Genomic DNA, 23,321 nt, shown 5'->3' on the forward strand with positions numbered 1-23,321 from the left:
TTTATTTCTACATTAGGCATTACATATTCAGTTTTTGATTTAACATCTACTCTCAATCTTAAAGAAAAAAATATCGACACTATTGCAGTATCGACATTTCAATTACAACGATATTTTCTTCTACTTTAGGATGATAATGCGATAAAGACTTTAGAAAGTATTTTTTAATTTTCTCAACTAAAATTACTTTTTAAATTTATCTGCCACTCTTGCCCTTTTGCCCCCTATTCACTACATTATAATAATTATGCAGTATTATTAATTTATATATCCATATAAATTAATCAGCTTGTAATATCATTTCTCAATATTAAAATTTCCAGTGAGTTTTTACCAAGTCTTACATTGAGTCTACTTTAGTCTTTTCCATAACAACTCAACTCCTATTTGCTTTTTAAATTTTACTTTTAATATGCTTTTACTTTTGTCATTCATTATCATTTCATCACCTATTTTATTAATGCTTTCAACATTCTCAATCTTACAAGTAAAAACTATTAATTCTTGAAAAGTTATTGTTACTTCACAAATTTTCCTATATACATCCATGAACATAACTATTTCAAATCCTTTATCATCCTTTAAAGAATAAATAAGTTCACCAGCTTCAACCTCTCCAACACTAATAGGTTCATTACAAAATAACTCTAATAACTCATACTCATCATATTTAATAAACATATATTCTACTCCTTTACTTCGGCATCACTGTAATTACATCACCATTTCCATTTACTATAACTTTAACACTGTCAGTTTCATGGACGAATGTATCTACTTTGTTTTCTGAAACTGCTTTTGTATTATTTATTGCATCTTCTATTACACTTGATGGTATATTTCTAGGCTCAACATACTTATTGACAAAATCTGAATATTTCTTAGTTCCAGGTGTATAACCTAACTCTTTTGCCTTTTGAGTTGCCCTTCCATATAGTTCTGCTCTCACCTCTGGTGTGTTTGGTGCCATTCTTTCCATAGCATGTTGTGAATACTTTCTTCCATTAATTGTTCCTCCACCAACTGACATATCTCAAACACCTTGTTCAGCTTTACTTACCACCTCAGACAATTTAATATCTCTTTGCTTTAAATTACTATTAAAGTTCTTCTGTGTTTCTGTTTGCTCAATTGTCCCTTGCTTACTTGAGTTTCTATTAAAGAACAATACCTTACAGCAGATAAATTAGTTGTAATATAAAATTTTGAATAACCACTTTCTTGTATCTGCTCCACATAAGCCTGCAAGTGTTTATCCTCTATCTTATTTAGATTTTGCTTTTTAAAACTTTCTGATAAAAACTTAGCAAAATGATTCATTCCATCTTCATATCTATATCTAGTTTTGATGCTACCTTGACGAGTATGACTAAATACCTTATCAATTTGATTGTTTAAATTTCTATAGATATTCAAGGTTTAGTGATATTGCATAAATTATTTCTAATGAATTTCAAATATATTTTTGGACATAATTATCCCAATGACAATTACTACTTTTTCAGTAATTTTTCTTTTGATAAATCCTATTCACATTAGTAATATCAATGTTTTAGTATATATCCCTTCTATCGTCTCAATTAACAATTGAGACGATAGAAATACCTATTGAATTCTAAGTTGTTTAGCAATGATGCTACATACCTAAAATTTAAGCGAAACTATAATTTCTCTAGCAGTAATGTCAAGCCAGAAAACTCTGCTTACTAAAATAGTCTGACATTCTTCCATTTTAATGATTAAATTCCTTTTAAAATACCTTGTTAAAATAATATAAATTCCATATTCTAAGTGCCTCCTTAATAATAAATTAATACCAAATATCCTATTTATAATTTATCTAATTATTCTTTATATTTTCAATAAATTTTTACTTTATTTATCTGTATCCAAAATATATTTAACTAGTAATTATATATTACTTCACATTCATTAGAACCATATTGTACTAATATATCTTTTAAAATATTTGAGTCCTTAGGCATTATCTCAATCAAATGGCTCCACCCATTAAAAATTATTTGTTTAGGTAATTCAGTTTCTCTTAAAAAGTCTCTTAATGCATCCCAATTCATTCCATAATATTGTGAAAAACTAAATTTATCTTTTATATTGTGGTGTAATTCTTTTAAAGAATTTATATTAATACAGTCAAATTCAACCTTTTCTTTTCGCCCATATCTTTCCTTTAATAATTTTATAATTGGATTTTCTATTTCACTAGTATCAATAACTTTATCAATATAACAATCATTAATATTATTAAATTCATTAGTATAATTGCTATTTAGATATTCCTCTAATTTGTTTTTCAAATTAATTACCTCTTCCTTATTAATGTAATCAGTCGAGATAATTTCATAATATAGGATATCATCAAATGATTTACTTAATTTCTCTTCATTTTGATATACCCATTGTTCAAATTCATTACTAGATAAATAATCCTTTGTGTACATGCTTAAAACTTCTATTATCGTCATAATACCTCCTGAATATTTAGTACAAGATACAGAACTAATCTGTATCTTGTATTTTATTATTTATATGTGCCAATCTTAAATACTGACTCATAATGATCATAAGTTCCATATATTAAACCATCATTTGAATATAATATTCTATAACCAGGGTTATTATTTCTTCCCCTATTATAATCTATTCCTACATCAGTCTCATGCCAGACTCTACCCTGTGCATCAGGTAGTACTTTAGTATCATTTTTAAAAATATCACCACCATATTTTTTACCTGGTGCATAATTATTTAACGCTTTACCTCTTTTCCATCCTGCATTAAGTGCCTCTTGTTCAGTTATATACTCACTAGGTAACTTACCAGTTGTTCTTAGACTTTCAACAACATTATTGCCTAGTTCTGTTACTTTATATTGTTCTTTTAGTTTCATATAGTTAACTACATTATGTGCTTCAGGATTACCCGTCCCCTTGGGGCAGAGCCTGACTTTTCTGTCAAGCTAGTGTTTTCAATTCTTCACACTATTTTTTAACTACTTTTACTCACTTACCATTTTTAGTGTTATGTAGTTAGATTTCTAACATTAATTTCCTTAAATTTATTACCCTTATTTTATCATGCTACCTCTTTTATTTCTACATTAGGCATTACAAGAAAAAAAGGTTAATGCTCCTTTTACTGAAACATTAACCTTTTTAACTTCTTTCACTGCATTATTAAATTATGCATTAAAATATTACTCATACTTTATTAGTTTATATATATTATTTAAGTTGTTTATTTTATGCATTTAACTACTATCTTTTATTGTAGTTAATATTAGAGTATATTTAAATATCTCTTTTTCTTATCTTTAAAATTCTTTAACCATTATAGCTTCATCCTTATATTCATCTAAATCAGCTTTTAACCATGAACTTTCATTTTCTCTAACTACATGAAATCTCATAGTAACGTATCCCTCACTAAAACTAAGAATTATACAAAACTTATATTGCGGATATTCCGTTTTTAATTTGTATTCCCATGTATCCATAATAATTTCAGCTAATTGTAGAACTGCAACTTCATTAGAATAATCAATATAATCATTTATTCTTATTTCGTTGCAACTAGCCTCATAGCCTGTTCTATCTGTAAACATAGAAAGTATTCTTTTGAAATTTACATTTTCTATCTTAATTTCATTATTCATATCGATTATAATGCAATCATGCACCCCTTTAAAGTTTGGAATCATTATTTTAGATAGATTATCTGTATTTATTTTAATTACTTCTTCTTTTTTAATTTTTGCTTTTTCCAATAAATCTATCATATTTCTATTAGTTCTAATCAACATAATTCACCATCCTGTTTTACTTTAACTTATCTTCACCTAAGAATTTCAATCCTTTATTTATAGCATTAATAACATCTTTGTCTTTTAATAATTTTTGTATCTTTTTAGGTGCTAATTTACCTGTTTTCTGATTATAAAATTGCTTTTTTTCAATATCAATTCTTTCAGTTTTTCCATTCTGCCAAGTTGTTTTACTTTCAAACTTAGTTCCATTTTTTCCTAAAATCTTTTCAGCATCAACCGCCCCCTTTATACCATCACCAATTTCATTAACATCGTCCATATTTTTAATAATGAATCATTATATAATTTGTCTTCTATATCTCGATAAAAATACTATATGATATTGAAACCTCAATTTTGTATGTGGTTAACTTTCTATGTCATTACACATACGACACCTCCTATGATTTTTTGTTTTGTGATTGTCAGTTTCTTTCATTCTATCATAGGAGTTCTTTTTTTGCTCAGAGCTAAAGCCATTTTATCCACTGGCATAGCCAGTGGTTATCAAAGAAATTAAAAGAGATAATTTAACAATTATCTCTTTTCCCGTTGATTATTTAATTTTCTTTTTTCATTGCAATTCTCAACTAAATAATTTTTACTTACTTTTGGTTTAATTAAATTTATAGCATTTTCAATTTCTAAAATAAAGTTCTTCTTTTCCTCTTCATCTTTCGATATATCTGTATAGTATGCCTTAGCTAAAGTCTTATATAGTTTCTTATATTTACTTTTATCTTTCTCATTGTGGTTACTATCTTTATTACTCTGATAACTACCATATGAATTATAATTATTGTAGTTACCTTTAAAATTTTCATAATAACTACGTTCCCACTCTTTAGATACTTCATATTGATTTTTTATATTCTCTAGCGTCTCCTTATTCCTAAGTGTTTCAACTATATCATAGCATTTATCATAAGAGTTTTGTTCATATATTTTCTCAAAATATATTCCTCACATACCAACAATGCCTTATTACTTGATAGCATTGAATTAGATCTAACAACTTTCTCTAATTCATAATCTTATAATTACTCCAAAATAATTTGCGAGTTCAGAAAAATATCTAAAATTGTTTACATTTTCAGAAGTTTAAAAAAAATTAAGAGTTAATACAAATACAGTTTATGGTCTTATAAGAAACGGTCATATAAGTACACTAAAACTTGGAAGCTTAAAAATAATTTCTACTGAATTAGAGAGATTTCTTAATTATGCTAATGGTAAAGACTTTACAGATTTATATAATATAAAAGATCTAGAGTTTAATAAAAAATAGAGCAAAGATTTTCATCTCCACTCTGAATAAAAAATTAAATTAAGTTAATACTATTTTATTTATAATACTTTTAATAGTGCCTATATGATTTTTAGTACAGCTTCCGATTTCCTCCCAAATAAATCATGTGAGCACTATTTTTAAATACAATCTATTTTGCTAAAAATTATATCTTATTAGTTTTGAGTTTACTACTTCTTAATGTGCTATTAATTTTCAACATCAATACTTTGTATAGCTTTTCTAACTATTTCGTGTAACTGATCATACTGCCATTCGATATCTCCGATAACTAAGTGAAGTTGTATAAGCTCACCTAATAATTTTCTGTCTTCACCATCTTTTAACTTATCTATATTTTCTAATATAGTCTTAAATCTATTCATAATCTCAGGTAATTCATTAATATTTTCTTCTTCTTCTTGTTCTTCCTCACTCGAGATAATAGAATTATTTCTTTTATTATTTATATCTTTTATTAATGTAAAAGTATTTGTAATATTATTTTCTATACACATATCGTTTATTTGAGCTTCCTTCCCATTGAATTTTTTATTTTAATATCATTTAAAGTACCATATAAATTTAAAACTGCTATTATATTCCCTCTCTTATCAAAGACTTCTAAGTGATCCTTATGAATATTATCTAAATATAATCTATCTCCTTTTTTAAATATGTATTATCTACCTTTTCATAAATTATTTGTTTAGGTAAATCTGATATTTCATTACCAGAATACAAACCACTCCCCTAAATCCCACCTTTAAGATATTTCTCTGCTTCTTCTAAAGTATACATATTTTCATCATCTGTATAATCTAGCCACTCGATTTTATCTTTATCCTTAATTTCAATCATGGTTTCTTCAGTATCACTATGACGATTAGTTTGAATATACTATGATAAAAAATTAGGTAGATTTTCTATCCATGTCTTAAAACTATCACAATATTCTTCAACTTTCCCTTTATCATCATAGTAATAATATACTTTTGAATCTAATCTGCTTATGCAAAAATAATCTCCATTTCCTATTTCATAGAATGGTATAATATTTGCATTCCAATTACCATTTCTCATTTCATGATTATATACATCTTCTATTGTATCATTTCCATTATTATTTCCATTTTATACATTATAAATATCCCCTGGAAATGACCATACTGACATCAATTCAATAAAGTATCTAAATTCATCACTAAATGAGCAATTAAACTTATTACTTAATTCTTGCCACTCCTCAGCTGTTGGTTTATCTAATGTATCTGTTTCTTTTTCTAATATAGTTGCTAATATAGATTCTATTTCATTATATTCCATCCGCTATCACCTCTATTTTTTATTTTTATATCCCCTCTCCTGGTAATATATATTCACTACCACGTTTCTTCCAATATTCCCTTATTTCTTTAGCTCTTTGAGCTGGAGTAAGTTCTGACGGTTCGGTATGTCTTGTATGATTAGCCTCTATATTTCTATCTCCATGAGTAGCTTTAGTTGTTGGACCTCTACCTTTTCTCATTCTTTCAACTTCATCTATTGTTTTTGGTTCATATCTTACTGGTGGTGCTGTAAAATCTAGGTCTGGATTAGGATAATTTGATGGACTCATAGGTTTAGTTGGGTCATATGCCCTACTACCATTGTTACCAACCCCCTTGGGGCAGAGTCTGTCTTTTCTATCAACCTAGTATTTTCAATACTTCACACTATTTTTTAATTACTTTTACTCACTTACCATTTTTAGTGTTATGTAGTTAGATTCTTTAACATTACTTTCCCATAATCTATTACCCTTATTTTATCATGCTACCTCTTTTATTTCTACATTAGACATTACATGAAAAAAGATTAATGCTCCAATTACTGAAACATTAACCTTTTAACTTCTTTAACTGCATTATTTAGATTATGCAGGTTATTAAAATGAATTTTTTATAGATTTACATTTAAAAATTTTATTTTCCTTTTTATGAATCTAATATTTACAACGTAAAGTACTTAATTATACTTAGTGAATTTTATTAACTTTAAATAGCTATATCTTGATATCCAACTTCAATAACTTGTTCATCACTTAATCTAAGCCCTACCCCATTTTCTTCATCCCATGTACAATCGAAACTTATACCTATACTTCTTCCACCATAAATATTAGCATAAGGAACCTTTATTCCAACTAAAGTAATATAATTTAATAGTTCTTTAGTTGATTTTATTTCTGGATAATGATCATTAAATTCAATATCATATCCTAATTCCTTACGTTTTTCCTTATAATAATCTAAAATAAACTTTAAAAGCGTTTTCTGAATCTCATTCCAATAATTAATTAACACTTGATAAGCTTCATATTGCCCGTCTTCAAATTTGCCATCATCATCTCCAGCTATAATTAACATAATATCAACTTCTTTATTTAAAAAATTAATCCTACTGTTTCTAGACCAAATATACTCATATTCTATTTGCCCAAAGATTGAATCATTAATCATTATAAATCACTCCTATATATTTAAGTGTACCTACTTGTACACTATTTAAATTTATTTATTTTTTATATGCACCTTCATTAATCTCTCCAACCCCTCCAAGGTGCCCAAAAGTTGAATTAATTTTTGTTGGTACAAGCTGAATTGTTTTCGTATCATTTAATTCATGCCATGTTAAGTTATTTTTCACTCTATATTTTTCAATATCAGACGGTTTAATACTCCCAGCTACCATATCAAATTCTTTTGCTAATTCAGGGGATTTGTTGAGCTGTTTCGCTAATTCCATATTAGCTTGTTCAAAATTTAAGTTTCTCTCCTTGTTTCCATTTACCCCTTTTCCTCCTAGCATATAATTTATCTCAACTTCTGCTTTTGAAAATGGTGAAAAATCCGGAAATCCGTTTTTGTATTCAATACCTTTAATTCCAGCATTATCTAATATCTTCTTTAATTCTGTATCTGGTGGTGGTTTAAGGGTACATAAATATTCATCTCTGCCTCCTTCAAAAACTGCTTTTATATTAACATCAGCAGGCGTTTGATTAATCCTTGATTCATATGAACTTGCGAATTCTTTTTGCTTGAAGGCAGAAGGAATATCTGTTTTAGCTTTACCCACCCCCTTGGGGCAGATTCTATCCTTTCTATGAACCTAGTACTTTCAATGCTTTGCATTACTTTCTAACTACTTTTTATCACTTACCATTTTTAGTGTTATGTAGTTACTTTTTTAGCCTTAATTTTCCTTAATATATTAACCTTATTTTATCATGCAACCTCTTTTCTTTCTACATTAGGTAATGCACATAAAGAAAAAAATACCGTTGTAATTGAAGTATCGACATTTCAGTTACAACAATATTTTCTTTTACTTTAGGTTGAAAGGGGGATAAGGTGGTAAAGATTCTAGAAAGTATTTTTAGTTTCATCAACTAGAATTTACTTTTTATTTTTATCTTCCACTCTTCCCCCTTTGCCCCTTATTTACTGCATTATTTAGATTATGAATTAATAAATATAACTAAACTCTATTGTTTTATATTCCTATAGCTATTATTAACTTTTATGCATCCAAATCATTGCATTTTATGCATTAAGTTATTTATATTTAATATTTAATATTTATGATTTCTCCAATTTTTTCTTTATACGGTTTAATATATTAATAATTAACAATATATACTGGCTTTTATCTTCATAAAATATTGATGTATTTTCTCTTACTACATTAATCTTATTTTCATCACTAGTATCTGAATTAAGAAATATTGTGATGAATTCAGTAGCATATATAAGATAATCCCTACCCTCCTCATCTAAAATTTCCTCGATTGCATCCTCTACTGATTCAATATCTTGATGAAAATTTCCTCTTAAAAAATTTATAAAATCATCTCTCATTTCACTTTCTAACATATGTCTTCCTCCATTTATTTAGTTGGATACCCTGTTAGTATATAGTATCCACCTTTGCCATCTTTTTTTAATACAATCATTCCATTGTACATATCTTTTGCTGAACTTTCCCCTCTCTTAACCCCAATACCTATTAAATCTTCTTCTATCCCTTTATAGTCTAATACTAACTTATTTCCTTTTTTACTATCTGATAACCATTCATTAATTTTAATCTTATTATTTTTATCACATAATATTTTATAACATACATCTTCAGCTATATTTTCATCAGAAAAAGAAGATGAACCTGATATTTTAGGTTGGTTTTTCAACCTTTCCAATAATTCTTGTTCAGATTTCCCTACATGTTTTTCTAATAGATGACCTCCCATTGATTCATGTACATCTAATCCCCCATTTAAAGTATCTTTTATCTTTTTAGGGTCTGCCACCCCCTTGGGGCAGAGTCCATCTTTTCTATTATTCTAGTATTTTCAATGCTTCACACTATTTTCTAACTACTTTTACTCACTTACTATTTTTAGTATTATGTAGTTAGATTTTTTAACATTATTTTCCCATAATCTATTCCCCTTATTTTATCATGCTACCTCTTTTATTTCTACATTAGACATTACATGAAAAAAGATTAATGCTCCAATTACTGAAACATTAATCCTTTCAACTTCTTTCACTGCATTATTAAATTTATGCAGTTTTAAATCTTCTTACTCTTATTGATTTTACAATATTCTAATATTACTATTTTTTATGCAGTTAATTAATTCTTTATTATGCATTTAGCTATTTATCATTAAAAATAATTAGACTAAACTACTTTCTAAAGCATTTTCAAGCATATCAGTAAAGTCGCTAAATTCTTGTTCTAATTCTCCAGATGGCTTATCTAATTCTACGTAAGTATTTTCCCTAATATTATAACAATACCAACTCATATTGCTATCCCCAAAAAACATATATTCTTTTTGTTCATCATTTTCATACCATATTTCATTTGTATCTATATAGCCTTTAACTCTTTGGTTATTTATTTTATCAACTATATTCTCGTCAATACCATATAAAACTAATCCATTATACTCTAACCCATTTATTACAGATAAAAAATCAATATATCCTTTAGGTAAATCATATTTAAACTTATTCTTTACTTTTTGTTGAAAAAATTCTAATTCTTTTAATGAACATCCTTCATTCAGATATCTATTTCTCTTTTCTCTTCTTAATTTAATTACCTCTAACTTTTCTTTCCACATTTATCTATGCCTCCTATCTATTTTTTTAATGGATATATACTTCCTTCTGGTATTGGAAATTCAATCTTTTTAATCTCCCCTTCTTTTAACCCTCTAACTATAGAATTTTGATAATTTGTTATTACCTTATGATATGGTTCATTTTTAATTAAAACTAAATTTTCAAAGGAATTATCTCCACTATCATCTAACGGTAATTTATGATGTACCTGCCATCCTTCTGGAACAAATCCATCTTTTATATCTAATATATCAATTTCACTTAAACCTGCATCTTTCAATAGTTGTTCATTATCTGATAATTTTATTAAGAAATTCTTTCTTTCAGTACTGTCAAAAGCTTTTCTTAAAGCCTTTCTTTCCTCTAGACCTCTTTTGACATATGTTACTTCTTTTGTTTTAACATTCTTTAATGTAACATCTTCCCCTCTTAATTTACCAGTAAAATCAGGATTACTTACCCCCTTGTGGTAGAGTCTACTATTTTAAACATCTACCATCATTTTATCACTCTAAAAAGCAATGAACTAGCCTACTTATTTTTCAGCCAGTTCATTTTGTGTCTTTCTCACTGCATTATTAATATTATGCAGTATTAAATTTTATTACTTTTATTGATTTAATTATCTTCTGATATTATTATTTTTTATGCATTTAACCTATTCTTTATTATGCATTCTATTTGTTACAATATATAACTTAATATAACTTAAATTATTTATTTTCCATAAACCAGTTCATAAAAATTTCTCTTGCACTAATTCCTGTTTTTACAGAACAAATTGATTCATATTTACAATCTACATTATACTTACCAGTGTTCACCTCATAATACATTTTCATTTCACTAGGAATCGGCATAGTATAGTCATTACATAGTTTTTTAATTCTTTCTATGTCTTCTGTTCCTAATTTCAAAAATTTCATAATTGAAGAATTATTAATATCTAATTGATTTAAATTCTTCAATTCCTTTCCAACTTTAAAAAAAGCATTAAACATTTTACTTTTTTCTTCAATTGAAATATAAATATATATATTATCCACAGTATTTCCTGTAAGCTCTAAACATAACGAAACAAATTCTGATTGTAAATCCATAAATTCATCTTCAAATACTTTCTTCATTCTCTATTCCTCCAACTAATTATTGTGTTATCGTCTGAAAAAATGGCACTCCATCTATCGTATAAAATACATCAAATGAAATAGGACGTTCTCCTCCCGATGAATACTTTATATTTATATCAACAGTTACTTTCTGTCCCTTTTCTAATGCCTTTGCCCATTGGTTTTCAATAATTTTATACTCACTAAGATTTACTTTTCTAGCTTGTGATACTAAATTATCCAGTTCTGGAGAACCTCCAAATCTATCTCCAAACAAATGACCTGCATGGTCACCTTCCTGTTTACCTAGAGTATTACCCTTATGATTCAGTCTCCCCTCATGATTCTTTAAATCTAATTTGTCTGTTTTTGCATTTGTTATAAGCCCATCTTGATTGGTTTCATAAATGTAATCATGCTCTCCAGTCTTATATGTAGAATTTGGCTTTAGCTTACCATTCTGTATATGACTTCCATCAGTGATTATATTATCAGCTTTACTTACCCCCTTGGGGCTGAGTCTGTCTTATTATCTTTTAGTGGTAGAGTCTACTGTTTTCAACATCTATCAATATTTTATCATTCTAAAAAGTAATTAACTAGCCTACTTATTTTTTTAGCTAGTTCATTTTGTTACTTTTTCACTGCATTATTACAATTATGCAGTCTTTTGTTTTATTTCATTAATTAGTTTTTATAATTTTACGAATATATATTATTATGAAGTCAAATATATCATTATTTTGTAGTTAGGCTCTTCATACTAATTACTTTTTACTTACTATAGTATCTATAATATATGTTAAATTATCATATACTTCTTTTTCTTTAGCATTTTTATAATCATAATAAGCTTGTATACCTCTATGAATAATAGTATACATAGTTGGATGATATTCTCTATTAGTACTATTAATTAATGTTTGTGTAAATTCACTTGCTTGTTTTTCTGAATACTTAAACTCATTTATTAATATTCCTATAGTTACACCATGAACTGTAGCTGGTTCAACTTTTTCTTCCATTGCATAAGCATTAATCATGCCAAATGCAAATGCAGATATTATTTGTCTTTCAACCTCTGATGTTTCTTCTAAATTAATTTCTAATATTTTAAATAAATCATCTGCCATTCTCGAAGAATACATTGCAAAATTATTATTCATATTAGCTCCTCCACTCCTTTAATAGATTATTATTTTACCGTTAGGATATACTCCTTTCCATCCGCAAGGAATATTACCATTTTCATAGATTTTGAGTATTTCTCCATAGAAAATTGGCTCCATATAATCATAATAAGTATATGCCATTATTATCATAAGCATATCCCACTCTATCTGAGTTATTATTTCTGATTCATTTAATTTAAATTCATTTGTATTATTTATTATATTCTCCTTAATCTCAGGCAATATATTTTCCTTTATATCTTTTACTATATTATTCCACACTTGATGATATTTATCTGGATAATTCTTAAACAAGTAAGATGTCAATCTGTTTTTTTCTTCAATACCTATATTTTCCCACCTAGTACTACTGACATGCTTGATTACACTTTTAACATCCTTTGCATAACTCTTATCATATATAAGTGGTATTTCTAATTTGCTACTACAATTTTCAAACCATTTAATTCTTTTTATTCTATTAACAACATCTTTATTTATTTCCATCATAAACTCCTCACTTTAGATTTATTCTTCCTGGCATTCTAGGCACATCCATCTTACTTGTCAATCCATAATTAAATTGTTGATTGACCGCTTCCCTCATAGCCTGAATACTCTGTTCTTTACTAAGCCTCGCACTCTGCAATGCCTCATATAATGCCTTATTATACTCAACCATTTGTGGTTGTGAGCCGTATAGTTCTCCACCCTTTCTATATTTACTCCAAAAGCCCTCCATGCTTTTATGTGCATTATAGTGCGGACTTCCTATATCGGTAAATATATTTCCTTCTAACTTTATTGCCATTCCATCTTCTCTTGGAATTACATCTCTAAATGCTGCATCTTGATTTAAATGATGTGATTGTCCTACTATATCCTTATTATTTTTCAATGTTCCATGTCTTTGGATTATAATATCATCAGCTTGTGTAACCCCCTTTATATCATCGCCAATTTCATTAACATTACGCATATTCCTTAATAATGAATCATCAATTTTCTCCAAATTTTTTACTGGTTTAGAATTAACTTTTTATAAATTTCCAAGTCCACTTCCTACAGTACTATTTTTACTGTACTTTATAGACTTTACTCCCGAAATACCAATTGTAAATACAGATTCAAAGAGCATACCTCCCACAAAGTCCCCAGCTAAATCTGCCCATTTCGGATCAATTCCTTTTATTTTTAAAAACTCTGCATTATCTTCACCAAATAATCCGGCTGTTCTATTATATAAATATGCTGCTAGATTACCTTCAAGATTTTGAGAATTACCTCTATAAATATTATTCCTTATGTCCCTAAGATTTATTTCATATTTACATTTTGAAGCTTCTATAGTTTTTATTCTATTAATATTTTTTTCACTCTCTATTCTTTTCTCTAAACAATAATTAAAAAAATTTGATGAATAATTCGGGTTTAATAACTTTTGATATCTCTCTATCTCAGGATCTATATATATTTTTTCATTAACATTTCCGTTTGGATATAAGTGTGTTCCTCCTATAACCCTATAATCATCTTTAGGACTAGTTGGAAACTGATACCCATAAATAATTTTCATTTTATAGTTTCTTGATATACCTCTTGCTAACCTATTATCAAGATCTTTCATATTATTAACATGTTTTTCTATTCCTCTTGCTAGTGAACTTACTTTTCCCTTTTCCTCATTTAGTTTTCTACTTAATCTTATCAATGCTTCAATTTCACTATTAGCTGATCTATATTCTCTACTTAAGGAATATAATTCTGCTTTAGCACTATTTATATATGATATCTCTTGTAACATTTCCCGTGCTATATTATTTAAATTATTTGCAGCCTGGCTACATAATTTATAATCTATACTTATACCATACATTATAATTTAACTCTTACCCTTTTTCTATAATATATTAATTAATTTTTTGCTCTTTTCTTCTTCTATCCTAGTTTCATTTGCTATGTATGATAATTGTTCTTTTAAGAACTCTATATCTGAAATATGTTTCTTAAAACCTACTTCCCAATCTGCATACAGAATATCAAAAAACGCCTTTTTTGCCTCACCTTCAAAACTACAATTCCTTAAATATTCTAAATTAGTATTCAATCTATTTAATCCATCTTTTAGCTGTTTCACAGTATTTTCATAAATTTTTTAAATCATTTTCTTTTTCAACAATAACTTCCTTAATATTATCTAGTGCCTTTACTAAATCATCTAATTGTTTTAAATAAACAGTTATTTTAAATAAAAAATTCCTGTTTTTTTAATATAATAATTATTAATATAGATATAATTTAATATTTGATATAAAATAAATTAGACAAGAAATAAACATACATGTTTTGGAGGATACTATATGAGAGAAAAATTAAAGAAAGTAGTATTAAATAATTGGCTTTTTATATTTATGCTATTAGTTATACAAGTAAAATCAATGCTTTTATTATCAATGCTTAGAACTCCTAACTCATCAAGCATAAACTTTGCTACTATGTATTTTGGAGTCCCTGCTATTGGAACACACCTTTTAATAATAGCATTAATATTAAGTGTTATGTATTTATTTAAATACAAGGGGAAGGTTAAAGCAGCACTAATAATTGATGTAATTATTACAACTTTATTTATAGCTGATATATGGTATTACAGAAATAACGGTACATTTTTATCAATTAGACACATTTTACACCCAGAAATATTTAATCCTACTGGAAAAAGTTTACTTAATTTCAGAGCTGTAGATTTAATATTCTTTATAGACTTTATAGTTATCTTTATTTTATTTAGATTAAATAAAGTAAGGAATTATAAGGATAATTCAAAATTAAGTTTAAGAATTTTAAAAGCATCTACAGTATTTTTAGTAAGTGGTTTTATGATTTTTATTTCTCACTATACTATAGATATAAAAGGAAAAATTCCAGGGCAATCCTTATTTAGATTATCTTGGGCTCCTTTCCAAACCTTTAGTGATATGAGTCCACTTGGATATCATGGTTTTGATTTAACTTACTTTACAGGAAGAAATAAAGAGTTAACTGATTCAGATATTAACGAAGTAAACACATGGCTTAATAATAACAAAGAAAATATTCCTGACAATGAATACAAAGGAATTTTAAAAGGCAAAAATTTAATTGCTATTCAAGTTGAATCATTAGAAAACTTTGTTATAAACAAAAAAGTTTATGGTCAAGAAATAACTCCTACTTTAAACAAGCTATTATCACAAAGTTTATATTTTGATAATATATATGAGCAAAATAATTCAGGGACGAGTTCTGATGCAGATTTAATGGTTAATACATCTATTTTCCCAGTAAGAGAAGGTAGTACTTTTCCAACATATCCTTGGACATCATATAATAGTTTACAAAATATATTAAAGAGTGAAGGTTATACTACAATTTCAACTCATGCTGAATTACCTGGAAGTTGGAATTGGGCAGAGCCTCATAAATCTTTTGGTACTGATAAACTATGGGATATAAATGAATTTAATGTAGATGAAATCATTGGACTAGGACTTTCTGATGAGTCTTACTTAAAACAAATCTCATCTAAGCTAAAATCTGAAAATGATCCTTTTTATACATTTTTGGCAACCCTTACAAGTCATGGACCTTTTGAAATACCAGAGGATAAGAAGTTATTAGACTTACCTAAGGATTTAGATGAAAATATGTTAGGGAAATATTTTCAAAGTGTTAGATATACAGATGAAGCAATAAAAATGTTTATAGAAGAACTAGAAAAAAATGGTCAATTAGATAATACTGTCCTAATGATTTATGGAGATCATTGCGGTGTTCATAAATTCTATCAAGATGAAATAAAAAATGCTCCTTTAAATGAAGATTGGTGGCAAGAAAATTATAAAAAAATACCTTTTATAATTTATAATAAAGATATAGAAGGAACAACTATTTCCAAATCAGGTGGACAAGTAGACTTCCTGCCAACTATATCTTATCTTTTAGGGGTAGATAGATCTGAATTTGATAATACTTCTATGGGAAGAGTTCTTGTAAACACTAATAGAGATGCAACTATTTTAAATAATGGCGATATTATGGGTACTCCAAAGGATTCAAATGAAGAAAATCATTTAAAGGATTCATTTAAAATTGCAGATTTTATTATCGAAGGTAATTATTTTAAAACAATAGAAAGTAATTAAAATTTAAATGTGCTAATGATTTTTAATAATCATTAGCACATTTTTATTACTTATATATGTAATTATGGTATAATATATGTAATTTATATACAGTTAGTATATCTTATTAAAAGAGGTGATAATCATTAAAAAGCTTTTAACTCTAATGATTCTAAATATAATTATAATAATATTATCAGATAACTATATGTCTATTTTTTTTATTAATTTATTTTACATTCCTTTTTTATATGGTGATTTTTTAGAACAAATAAATAAATTTATATCTAAAAACATAAGCTTTAAAGAAATTATAATATTGTATTTAAAACATTTTACCTTTGCTCCTATAGATTTAGAAATAATGTTTCAAAATTCAATGGGCTATCTACTATTAGACTTATTTATAAGAAATTTAATTAAAGGACAAATAGTAAATTATACACTAGCTATATTAATATTACTTTTATCTATTTTACTAATTATATGGGCTAGTAAAAATATAAAAAAATTCTATATTGATAAATCAATAGAAATTTAAAAGGGTAGCTGAGCTACCCTTTATTTTATTTCCTATTTTTAAAATGCTTTTTAAGTTCATCATGCATCATCTGTGATATTTCCTCGCTTTTAGTTACCTTTCCCTCATATTGGTTTATTGCTACTCTCTTCATAACTTCTATATAAGAAAAGGCTAAAGCCGTAGTTAATACGCTAGCAGTTGTACCACTAATAGCTCCACCAATGGCTGTACCTGCCACTGGGATAAACTTTAATAGGTTTCCAACTATTGTTTTTCCTGCTATAGTTGCACCTGCTATTCCCCCAACGCCTGAGGCTATAGCTACCAATAAATCTTTATCAACTTTAACACCAAAAATCGTAGTTATATGTGCAAGCATTCCAACTTGTGCAGGAATAAGTATTGCTGAATCAGAAAAAGGTATTGGAGAGAACCCTACTCCGAATGAAGTACCTACATAACCTAAAGCCCATTTAGTAGCTGCATCTACTTTTCTTTTTATATCTACCTTCTGGGCATTATTAAAAGCCCGTCTTATTCCTTGAGGCAAAACTTCATATGTCTTTTCTACAAGTTCTTCCAAGCCAAAGCTAGGTATTTCAATACTTCCGAACTTTATTGGATCAGCAAGTACTCTTTGAATTCATCTTATATTTAAATTTAAATTATCTATATATTTTTCAAGCTCAATAGAGTTATCACTAAAGCTTTGTGTTAAAACTATAATAACTGGAACTTTTTCAGATAAATCCTTTATCCATTCTATTTCAAAATTTTCTATTCTATTTGATAAAGAATTTACACAATACCAAACGATATGTATTAAATCATCAGAATTTATGTCTTTACTTTTATGTATTCTATCTATTTCAGTATCAATATCATTTCTAACTTTTTCTTGAATAGTTTTATCTAACTCTAGGCCTCTACTATCATATAAATTTATAGGAACACCTTCTTTAGTTATTTTCTTCAAATGTTCAGTAACTGGTCTTCCTATTCCTGTTTTAGCTAAGTTTTCTCTAAAAATACTGTTTATTAAAGTGCTTTTTACAACTCCAGTTTTTCCAATTAACATAATATTAGCTGGTGTTATTTTATTATTTTCTTCATTTATTTTATTAAATAAATCATTTATAAAATTATAGTTGTCCATCTAAACACCCCTATTTTATTATAGCATTTAATACAGAAAGCTGTAACTGTAAATTAACTTCTTATAACTATATTTATTATATCTATTTTCTAAATTTAATATAGGAGATTAATATAGTAAAAAACATTCCCATTACAATAAAAATGGAAAACATTATTCCCTTTCTATTTTTATTACTGTCTAAAGTTTTACTGCTATTTACTATCTTTTTATTTTCTTCATCCCTATTTAATTTATACTTGGAGTTCTCTAAGTTTATATTATCTTCTTTATATTCTTGATTTACTTTAGAATCATTACTTAATGTTTCTTTTGATTCTCCAAACTCTTCTTCTATCGCCTCTTCTATATTTTCAATAATTCCTTTATTATTAATATCCCCTAAAACTTCTTTTGTAATTCCTTGCATATTATCTTTACACAATTCATAATATTTGTTTATTTCATTAACATTACCTTCAAATATTATGTCATTGGTATTTTTATCTTTAATAGAGAAATTACCATTTTTAAAACTAAAGCCTATACTTAAATTTAACTTATTTGCAATTGAAGTAACATCTTTATACATATTCAATATCTCACTTAACTTAAAATCCTTTATATTAGTTTTATCTTTAATATCCTCTGCTAAGTCTTTTCCTTTATCTAATATATCTTCAATATCATTTTTATTTATTTCTAAATCATTTATATATTCAATAAGATTTTCACTATTTACACCTATAGATTCTAGATCTTTATATGTATTTGCAGAAACTCTTATTCTTTCAGCTATTAAAAATATACTTATAGCGAAAATCACTATTAAAATTTTTTTACTAGTTTTCATATAAATATACCCCACATCTTCTTTTATTAAGAGTATTGACGTATGCCCCCTATTTTTAATCATTTCATAAGACTTTTTTTAATTTTTATATTTATAAACTAAAAAATATCATTAATATTTTCTTTATCTAAATAGTACTACTATATAGTATTAACTTTAGTAATATTAGAAAAATAAAAAATAGAGCCTTCTAAAAAGATAATTTCATTTTTAGAAGGCTCTAATATTATATTAAGTTAAATACCAATAATCTTTATTCTTATCCATTAAATCATCTAATACAGCTTTAGCCTTTTCAGGATTTACAATTGTTCTATTTAAAGTTAATGCTTGTAATGCTTTAGTATAATTTTTTTCTAAGAAAGCTTCAACTGTAAGAAGTTCATATGCATGTTGTGCTTCCATTAATCCCTTATAAAATGGCTTTATTTCTCCATATTTATAAGGATGAGCTCCATCTTTTCCTACAGTTCCTGAAACTTCAACTATAGCATCTTTACTAAAGTTAGTTATTATATCATTATTTCTACTCATAAGAATAAATTCATTATGAAGATCATATGCTATTGATTCAGCAAGTTCAATCATTAAATCTCCAAATACACTATTTGTTATTAATTCTATATCTTCAACTGAATCAGTATTAGTAGCTTTAGCACATATATCCCAAACTTCTTTTTCTCTTGAATCCTTTGCTTCATCTGCTCTAGTATAATTAGGGTCACTTTCAGCTACTATTTCTTCAGGGAAGAAGTAATATTGAAGATATGTTGTTGGAATATATTCATCAAAGAAATTCATATATTTATTTACTCTTAAGTAAGTATCTAACCAAGACTTAGAACGTTGTTCTGCATTATAAGGTTTAAAGTCATAATCTCTTAAGTATGTTCTTAATTGATCAAAATAGTCTTTACCATCTATGTCTTTAAGCTCTGTAAACCATCCAAAGTGATTTAATCCAAAATAAGTAGCTCTTAAATTCTTTTGTTCAACTCCTAAAATTTTTGCATAAGATCTCATAAGTGAATATGGTTGATCACACAAATTTAATATTCTCTTATCATCTGGGAACACTTTATCTAATCCTAAAGCTACTATTGCAGCTGGATTTGTATAATTTAATATCCATGTATCCTTTGAATGCTTACGTACTTGATTAACCATTTCCACCATTGCTCCAAGGGATCTCATTCCATAAGCAAATCCTCCTGGTCCACAAGTTTCTTGTCCTACTAATCCGTGTTTTAGAGGAATTTTTTCGTCAAAGCTTCTCATTTCATTTTTCCCTACACGCATTTGACAAAATACAAAATCAGTTTTTTCATATGCTACATCTGGATCAGTAGTAAAAATAACTTCTGTTTCCTTGCAATAAGTTTTTAAAACTAATCTAATATAGTCCTCCATTTTTGATGTTCTTTCATTATCTATATCATAGAATATTACTTTTTTTAGTGGAAATCTATCCTTTAATTTAACTAAGCTTCCTACTAAGGCCGGAGTTCTTGCACTTCCTGCTCCAGTTATTGTAATTATGTTACTACTTCTCATTTCTATCCCTCCACTGTATTTTTTTATTTTACATATTTTCTAATTCTTCATCTACTGCATTTCTAACAAATTCAACTAAAGGTCCATAAACTATGTGAATATGCTTAGCTGCTGGGAAGAATATTCCCGTACAACCAGAACTCTCTAAAATTTTACGATCTACTTCTTTAACGTCTCCTAAGTCTATTCTTAAACGAGTTATGCAGTTATCTACATTTTTAATATTTGATTTTCCACCTAAACCTTGTATAACAATTTTTGCTATTTCATCATATCTCTTTTCTTTTATAAGTGTGTTGTCTGCTGATGGAGAATCTTCTCTTCCTGGAGTCTTTAAATCAAATTTTATTATTGCCCATTTGAATACAAAATAAGTTACAACTGCTAGTATCAAACCTATTATCACAAAGCTAACCCAATGAGTATTTTCATAAAGTAATCCAAATATTGCAAAGTCGAAAATAGTACCTCTTATATATCCTATTGCTACACCAGCAAAAGATAATGCTACTGCTCCTATTCCTATTATGCATGCATAAGCTACATACAATAATGGTGCAATAAATACAAATGAAAATTCTAATGGTTCTGTAACATTACCTAAAAGAGCTGTTACAATACAAGTTATCATTAAAGACTTAACTAACTTTTTATTTTCTTTATAAGCTGTTTTATACATTGCTAGTCCTATAGCTGGGAAAGCAAATAATGTACATAGCATTTGTTGTTGTGCCATAAATCTTGTTAATGAAGGCATCATGCTCCAATATTCACTAGTAGGTCCTTGTTTGAATAATACTTCATTTAAAGTAGGAACAACACCAACAAAGGTTTCTCCATTTATAACATAAGAGCCTCCAGCTTCTGTAAATCTAAATAAAGCATTCCATAGATGGTGAAGTCCAAAAGGAATAAATAATCTTTCACCTGCTGCTGTAAAGAATGGTCCTACTGGACTTAAGAAAACTACAGATAACTTAGTTAATAAAGCTACAAATATTTCCCATATAAATGGTATTGTTAAACCAATTGCAACCATTATTCCCATTGTTATTATAGGAACTGATTTTTTACCTGAAAAGAATGCAAATGCAATTGGTAATTCAAGTTTATAGAATTTATCTGTTGCCCATGCTGCAACTAAACCTGTTATAATTCCGCCTAAAGCGTTTACATTCATGGTTTGTATTCCTAATACTTTTATTTGACCAAATTGACTCATAACTTCTGGTGCTGCTAACTTTCCAGTTACATTTAACCATACATTCATTGATACAATTAAAATTATATATCCTATTGTTGCTGCAAATACTGAGATCCCCTTATCTTTTTTTGACATTCCATATGCAACACCCATTGCAAACATTAATGGAATATTATCAAAAACAGCACCTGCTATAGTTCTTATGTTAACTAATATAGTATTAAGAACTTGATTACCTAAGAATGGGAATCTTGCAATCATATAAGATTGAACAAGGGCTCCCGTTATACCTAGAATCATTCCTACTGGCGCCATAACTGCAATTGGTAGTAATAATGTTCTACCAAATTGTTGAATCTTTTGACTAAACTCTTTTGACATTTCGCCTTCCTCCATTTATTAAATTAAATATATTTTATGAATACCTTTACTTAAAAGAGCGCTCTTCTCAATAAACATTTTACTTTCTGTTAGAAAATGTTGCAATAACTATAAGTGATACTCTTTTCCTTTATAAAGTCTCAGGTCACAAGAAGTGAACTAGGTCACAAAAAAATAGCCCGCATACATACGAGCTATTTTTTATTAAACTCTTTAATTGAATTTACTAGCATTTCAATTACAATAAACATTCCTATTCTAGATATACTATCGTTAAATTTAGTTTCTGTCTCACTAGCTACACAATGTAAGGTGTAATCACTAATTCTTGATAGTTCGTTATTTCCAAATGATGTTATAGCTATAGTTCTACACCCTTTAACTTTAGCTATGTTAGCTACCTCTAATATCTTTTGAGTAGTACCTGATAAGGATATTAAAATAACTAATTCATCACTTTCTAATGTACTTCCAACTAAGGTTAATAAGTTATAATCCTTAACAAAAATACATTTAATTCCCAAAGTCAATAGGATATGATTTAAATAGTAACCAGCAGCCTTGCTTGTCCCCCTTGCAAAAACGTACACAGTTTTAGCTTCTATAACTTCTCTAGAAATTTTTTTATATAAATCTGCTTCTATGATTACAAAGGTTTTCTCGATATTTTGTCTTAGTCCATATTGTAAGTCTTCTAAAACCTTTATATCATCTTCGGCATTATTATTTGACTTTAAATAATATTTCAAATCAGAGAAACCCTCAAAGCCTAGTTTTTGTGACAAATTAATAATTACAGTTTTAGAAGTAAATGTCTCCTTAGCTAAATCACTTATTTTCATTTTTATTACTTTTTGTTGATTAGTATAAATATATGTAAACACCTTCTGCTCACTATTAGTTAATTTGTTAAATAATTTAGCTAACTTCTCCATAAAA

30 protein-coding genes and 1 pseudogene are annotated in these 23,321 nt (G+C 27.3%); 2 read left to right on the forward strand and 29 right to left on the reverse strand.

Annotated features, from left to right (window positions below; genetic code table 11):
* Positions 1 to 351: 351 nt before the first annotated feature.
* The 23 genes and pseudogenes from ACYUEX_RS13840 to ACYUEX_RS13950 form a co-directional block, all read right to left on the reverse strand.
* Positions 352 to 681, reverse strand: a complete 330-nt coding sequence (locus ACYUEX_RS13840; protein ID WP_460288712.1) for a hypothetical protein — start codon at positions 679 to 681, stop codon at positions 352 to 354.
* 13 nt (positions 682 to 694) lie between these two features.
* Complete coding sequence (locus tag ACYUEX_RS13845; protein ID WP_460288713.1) at positions 695 to 1,030, reverse strand: hypothetical protein; 336 nt, start codon at positions 1,028 to 1,030, stop codon at positions 695 to 697.
* Between the two features lie 59 nt (positions 1,031 to 1,089).
* On the reverse strand, positions 1,090 to 1,416 hold the full coding sequence (locus tag ACYUEX_RS13850) for a site-specific integrase (RefSeq protein WP_460288714.1): 327 nt from the start codon (positions 1,414 to 1,416) through the stop codon (positions 1,090 to 1,092).
* A 488-nt stretch (positions 1,417 to 1,904) separates the two neighbouring features.
* Positions 1,905 to 2,483 carry a barstar family protein gene (locus tag ACYUEX_RS13855; protein ID WP_460288715.1) on the reverse strand — a complete coding sequence of 193 codons (579 nt, stop codon included), beginning with the start codon at positions 2,481 to 2,483 and terminating at the stop codon, positions 1,905 to 1,907.
* A gap of 56 nt (positions 2,484 to 2,539) precedes the next feature.
* The gene (locus ACYUEX_RS13860) at positions 2,540 to 2,908 is read right to left on the reverse strand and encodes a ribonuclease domain-containing protein (RefSeq protein ID WP_460288716.1); all 369 of its coding nucleotides are present in this window, start codon (positions 2,906 to 2,908) and stop codon (positions 2,540 to 2,542) included.
* Positions 2,909 to 3,331: 423 nt separating this feature from the next.
* The gene (locus ACYUEX_RS13865) at positions 3,332 to 3,820 is read right to left on the reverse strand and encodes a hypothetical protein (protein ID WP_460288717.1); all 489 of its coding nucleotides are present in this window, start codon (positions 3,818 to 3,820) and stop codon (positions 3,332 to 3,334) included.
* Between the two features lie 16 nt (positions 3,821 to 3,836).
* On the reverse strand, positions 3,837 to 4,103 hold the full coding sequence (locus tag ACYUEX_RS13870; RefSeq protein ID WP_460288718.1) for a hypothetical protein: 267 nt from the start codon (positions 4,101 to 4,103) through the stop codon (positions 3,837 to 3,839).
* A 1,217-nt stretch (positions 4,104 to 5,320) separates the two neighbouring features.
* Positions 5,321 to 5,629 (reverse strand): hypothetical protein, encoded by a 309-nt coding sequence (locus ACYUEX_RS13875; RefSeq protein WP_460288719.1) that lies wholly within the window; start codon positions 5,627 to 5,629, stop codon positions 5,321 to 5,323.
* 382 nt (positions 5,630 to 6,011) lie between these two features.
* Positions 6,012 to 6,437: pseudogene (locus ACYUEX_RS13880) on the reverse strand (SMI1/KNR4 family protein).
* 25 nt (positions 6,438 to 6,462) lie between these two features.
* Entirely contained in the window at positions 6,463 to 6,729 is a 267-nt protein-coding gene (locus tag ACYUEX_RS13885; RefSeq protein ID WP_460288720.1) for a hypothetical protein, read from the reverse strand.
* Positions 6,730 to 7,147: 418 nt separating this feature from the next.
* The gene (locus ACYUEX_RS13890; protein WP_460288721.1) at positions 7,148 to 7,612 is read right to left on the reverse strand and encodes a DUF6985 domain-containing protein; all 465 of its coding nucleotides are present in this window, start codon (positions 7,610 to 7,612) and stop codon (positions 7,148 to 7,150) included.
* A gap of 55 nt (positions 7,613 to 7,667) precedes the next feature.
* Positions 7,668 to 8,231 (reverse strand): HNH endonuclease, encoded by a 564-nt coding sequence (locus ACYUEX_RS13895; protein WP_460288722.1) that lies wholly within the window; start codon positions 8,229 to 8,231, stop codon positions 7,668 to 7,670.
* A gap of 503 nt (positions 8,232 to 8,734) precedes the next feature.
* Positions 8,735 to 9,028, reverse strand: coding sequence for a hypothetical protein (locus tag ACYUEX_RS13900; protein WP_460288723.1), 294 nt, complete (start codon positions 9,026 to 9,028; stop codon positions 8,735 to 8,737).
* Between the two features lie 14 nt (positions 9,029 to 9,042).
* Complete coding sequence (locus ACYUEX_RS13905) at positions 9,043 to 9,462, reverse strand: RNase A-like domain-containing protein (protein ID WP_460288724.1); 420 nt, start codon at positions 9,460 to 9,462, stop codon at positions 9,043 to 9,045.
* Positions 9,463 to 9,834: 372 nt separating this feature from the next.
* Positions 9,835 to 10,287, reverse strand: coding sequence for a YrhA family protein (locus ACYUEX_RS13910; RefSeq protein WP_460288725.1), 453 nt, complete (start codon positions 10,285 to 10,287; stop codon positions 9,835 to 9,837).
* A gap of 17 nt (positions 10,288 to 10,304) precedes the next feature.
* On the reverse strand, positions 10,305 to 10,568 hold the full coding sequence (locus ACYUEX_RS13915) for an HNH endonuclease signature motif containing protein (protein ID WP_460288726.1): 264 nt from the start codon (positions 10,566 to 10,568) through the stop codon (positions 10,305 to 10,307).
* Positions 10,569 to 11,001: 433 nt separating this feature from the next.
* The gene (locus tag ACYUEX_RS13920; RefSeq protein WP_460288727.1) at positions 11,002 to 11,415 is read right to left on the reverse strand and encodes a hypothetical protein; all 414 of its coding nucleotides are present in this window, start codon (positions 11,413 to 11,415) and stop codon (positions 11,002 to 11,004) included.
* Between the two features lie 19 nt (positions 11,416 to 11,434).
* Positions 11,435 to 11,884 carry a DNA/RNA non-specific endonuclease gene (locus ACYUEX_RS13925; RefSeq protein ID WP_460288786.1) on the reverse strand — a complete coding sequence of 150 codons (450 nt, stop codon included), beginning with the start codon at positions 11,882 to 11,884 and terminating at the stop codon, positions 11,435 to 11,437.
* A gap of 280 nt (positions 11,885 to 12,164) precedes the next feature.
* Positions 12,165 to 12,563: an Imm48 family immunity protein gene (gene imm48, locus ACYUEX_RS13930; protein ID WP_460288728.1), complete on the reverse strand. Its 399-nt coding sequence runs from the start codon at positions 12,561 to 12,563 to the stop codon at positions 12,165 to 12,167.
* Positions 12,564 to 12,581: 18 nt separating this feature from the next.
* Positions 12,582 to 13,076, reverse strand: a complete 495-nt coding sequence (locus tag ACYUEX_RS13935) for a hypothetical protein (RefSeq protein ID WP_460288729.1) — start codon at positions 13,074 to 13,076, stop codon at positions 12,582 to 12,584.
* Between the two features lie 10 nt (positions 13,077 to 13,086).
* Positions 13,087 to 13,548: a hypothetical protein gene (locus tag ACYUEX_RS13940; protein WP_460288730.1), complete on the reverse strand. Its 462-nt coding sequence runs from the start codon at positions 13,546 to 13,548 to the stop codon at positions 13,087 to 13,089.
* A gap of 60 nt (positions 13,549 to 13,608) precedes the next feature.
* A complete protein-coding gene (locus tag ACYUEX_RS13945) occupies positions 13,609 to 14,445 on the reverse strand; it encodes a hypothetical protein (RefSeq protein WP_460288731.1) in 837 nt (278 codons plus the stop codon).
* A 24-nt stretch (positions 14,446 to 14,469) separates the two neighbouring features.
* Positions 14,470 to 14,706 carry a hypothetical protein gene (locus tag ACYUEX_RS13950; protein WP_460288732.1) on the reverse strand — a complete coding sequence of 79 codons (237 nt, stop codon included), beginning with the start codon at positions 14,704 to 14,706 and terminating at the stop codon, positions 14,470 to 14,472.
* Between the two features lie 223 nt (positions 14,707 to 14,929).
* Here ACYUEX_RS13950 and ACYUEX_RS13955 point away from each other — a divergent pair, with 223 nt between their 5' ends.
* Positions 14,930 to 16,753, forward strand: a complete 1,824-nt coding sequence (locus ACYUEX_RS13955) for an LTA synthase family protein (protein WP_460288733.1) — start codon at positions 14,930 to 14,932, stop codon at positions 16,751 to 16,753.
* A 187-nt stretch (positions 16,754 to 16,940) separates the two neighbouring features.
* Positions 16,941 to 17,273, forward strand: coding sequence for a hypothetical protein (locus ACYUEX_RS13960; RefSeq protein WP_460288734.1), 333 nt, complete (start codon positions 16,941 to 16,943; stop codon positions 17,271 to 17,273).
* Between the two features lie 25 nt (positions 17,274 to 17,298).
* Here ACYUEX_RS13960 and ACYUEX_RS13965 read toward each other — a convergent pair whose 3' ends face one another.
* From ACYUEX_RS13965 to ACYUEX_RS13990, 6 genes are all read right to left on the reverse strand, one after another.
* Positions 17,299 to 17,838, reverse strand: a complete 540-nt coding sequence (locus ACYUEX_RS13965) for a YcjF family protein (protein ID WP_460288735.1) — start codon at positions 17,836 to 17,838, stop codon at positions 17,299 to 17,301.
* Positions 17,839 to 17,898: 60 nt separating this feature from the next.
* Complete coding sequence (locus ACYUEX_RS13970; protein ID WP_460288736.1) at positions 17,899 to 18,411, reverse strand: GTPase; 513 nt, start codon at positions 18,409 to 18,411, stop codon at positions 17,899 to 17,901.
* A gap of 82 nt (positions 18,412 to 18,493) precedes the next feature.
* Positions 18,494 to 19,243, reverse strand: a complete 750-nt coding sequence (locus ACYUEX_RS13975) for a hypothetical protein (protein WP_460288737.1) — start codon at positions 19,241 to 19,243, stop codon at positions 18,494 to 18,496.
* Positions 19,244 to 19,474: 231 nt separating this feature from the next.
* The gene (locus ACYUEX_RS13980; protein WP_460288738.1) at positions 19,475 to 20,797 is read right to left on the reverse strand and encodes a family 4 glycosyl hydrolase; all 1,323 of its coding nucleotides are present in this window, start codon (positions 20,795 to 20,797) and stop codon (positions 19,475 to 19,477) included.
* 28 nt (positions 20,798 to 20,825) lie between these two features.
* Complete coding sequence (locus ACYUEX_RS13985; RefSeq protein ID WP_460288739.1) at positions 20,826 to 22,382, reverse strand: PTS transporter subunit EIIC; 1,557 nt, start codon at positions 22,380 to 22,382, stop codon at positions 20,826 to 20,828.
* Between the two features lie 194 nt (positions 22,383 to 22,576).
* On the reverse strand, positions 22,577 to 23,317 hold the full coding sequence (locus tag ACYUEX_RS13990) for a MurR/RpiR family transcriptional regulator (RefSeq protein ID WP_411167577.1): 741 nt from the start codon (positions 23,315 to 23,317) through the stop codon (positions 22,577 to 22,579).
* Positions 23,318 to 23,321 lie beyond the last annotated feature (4 nt).

The organism is Clostridium sp. CTA-7 (assembly GCF_054768095.1).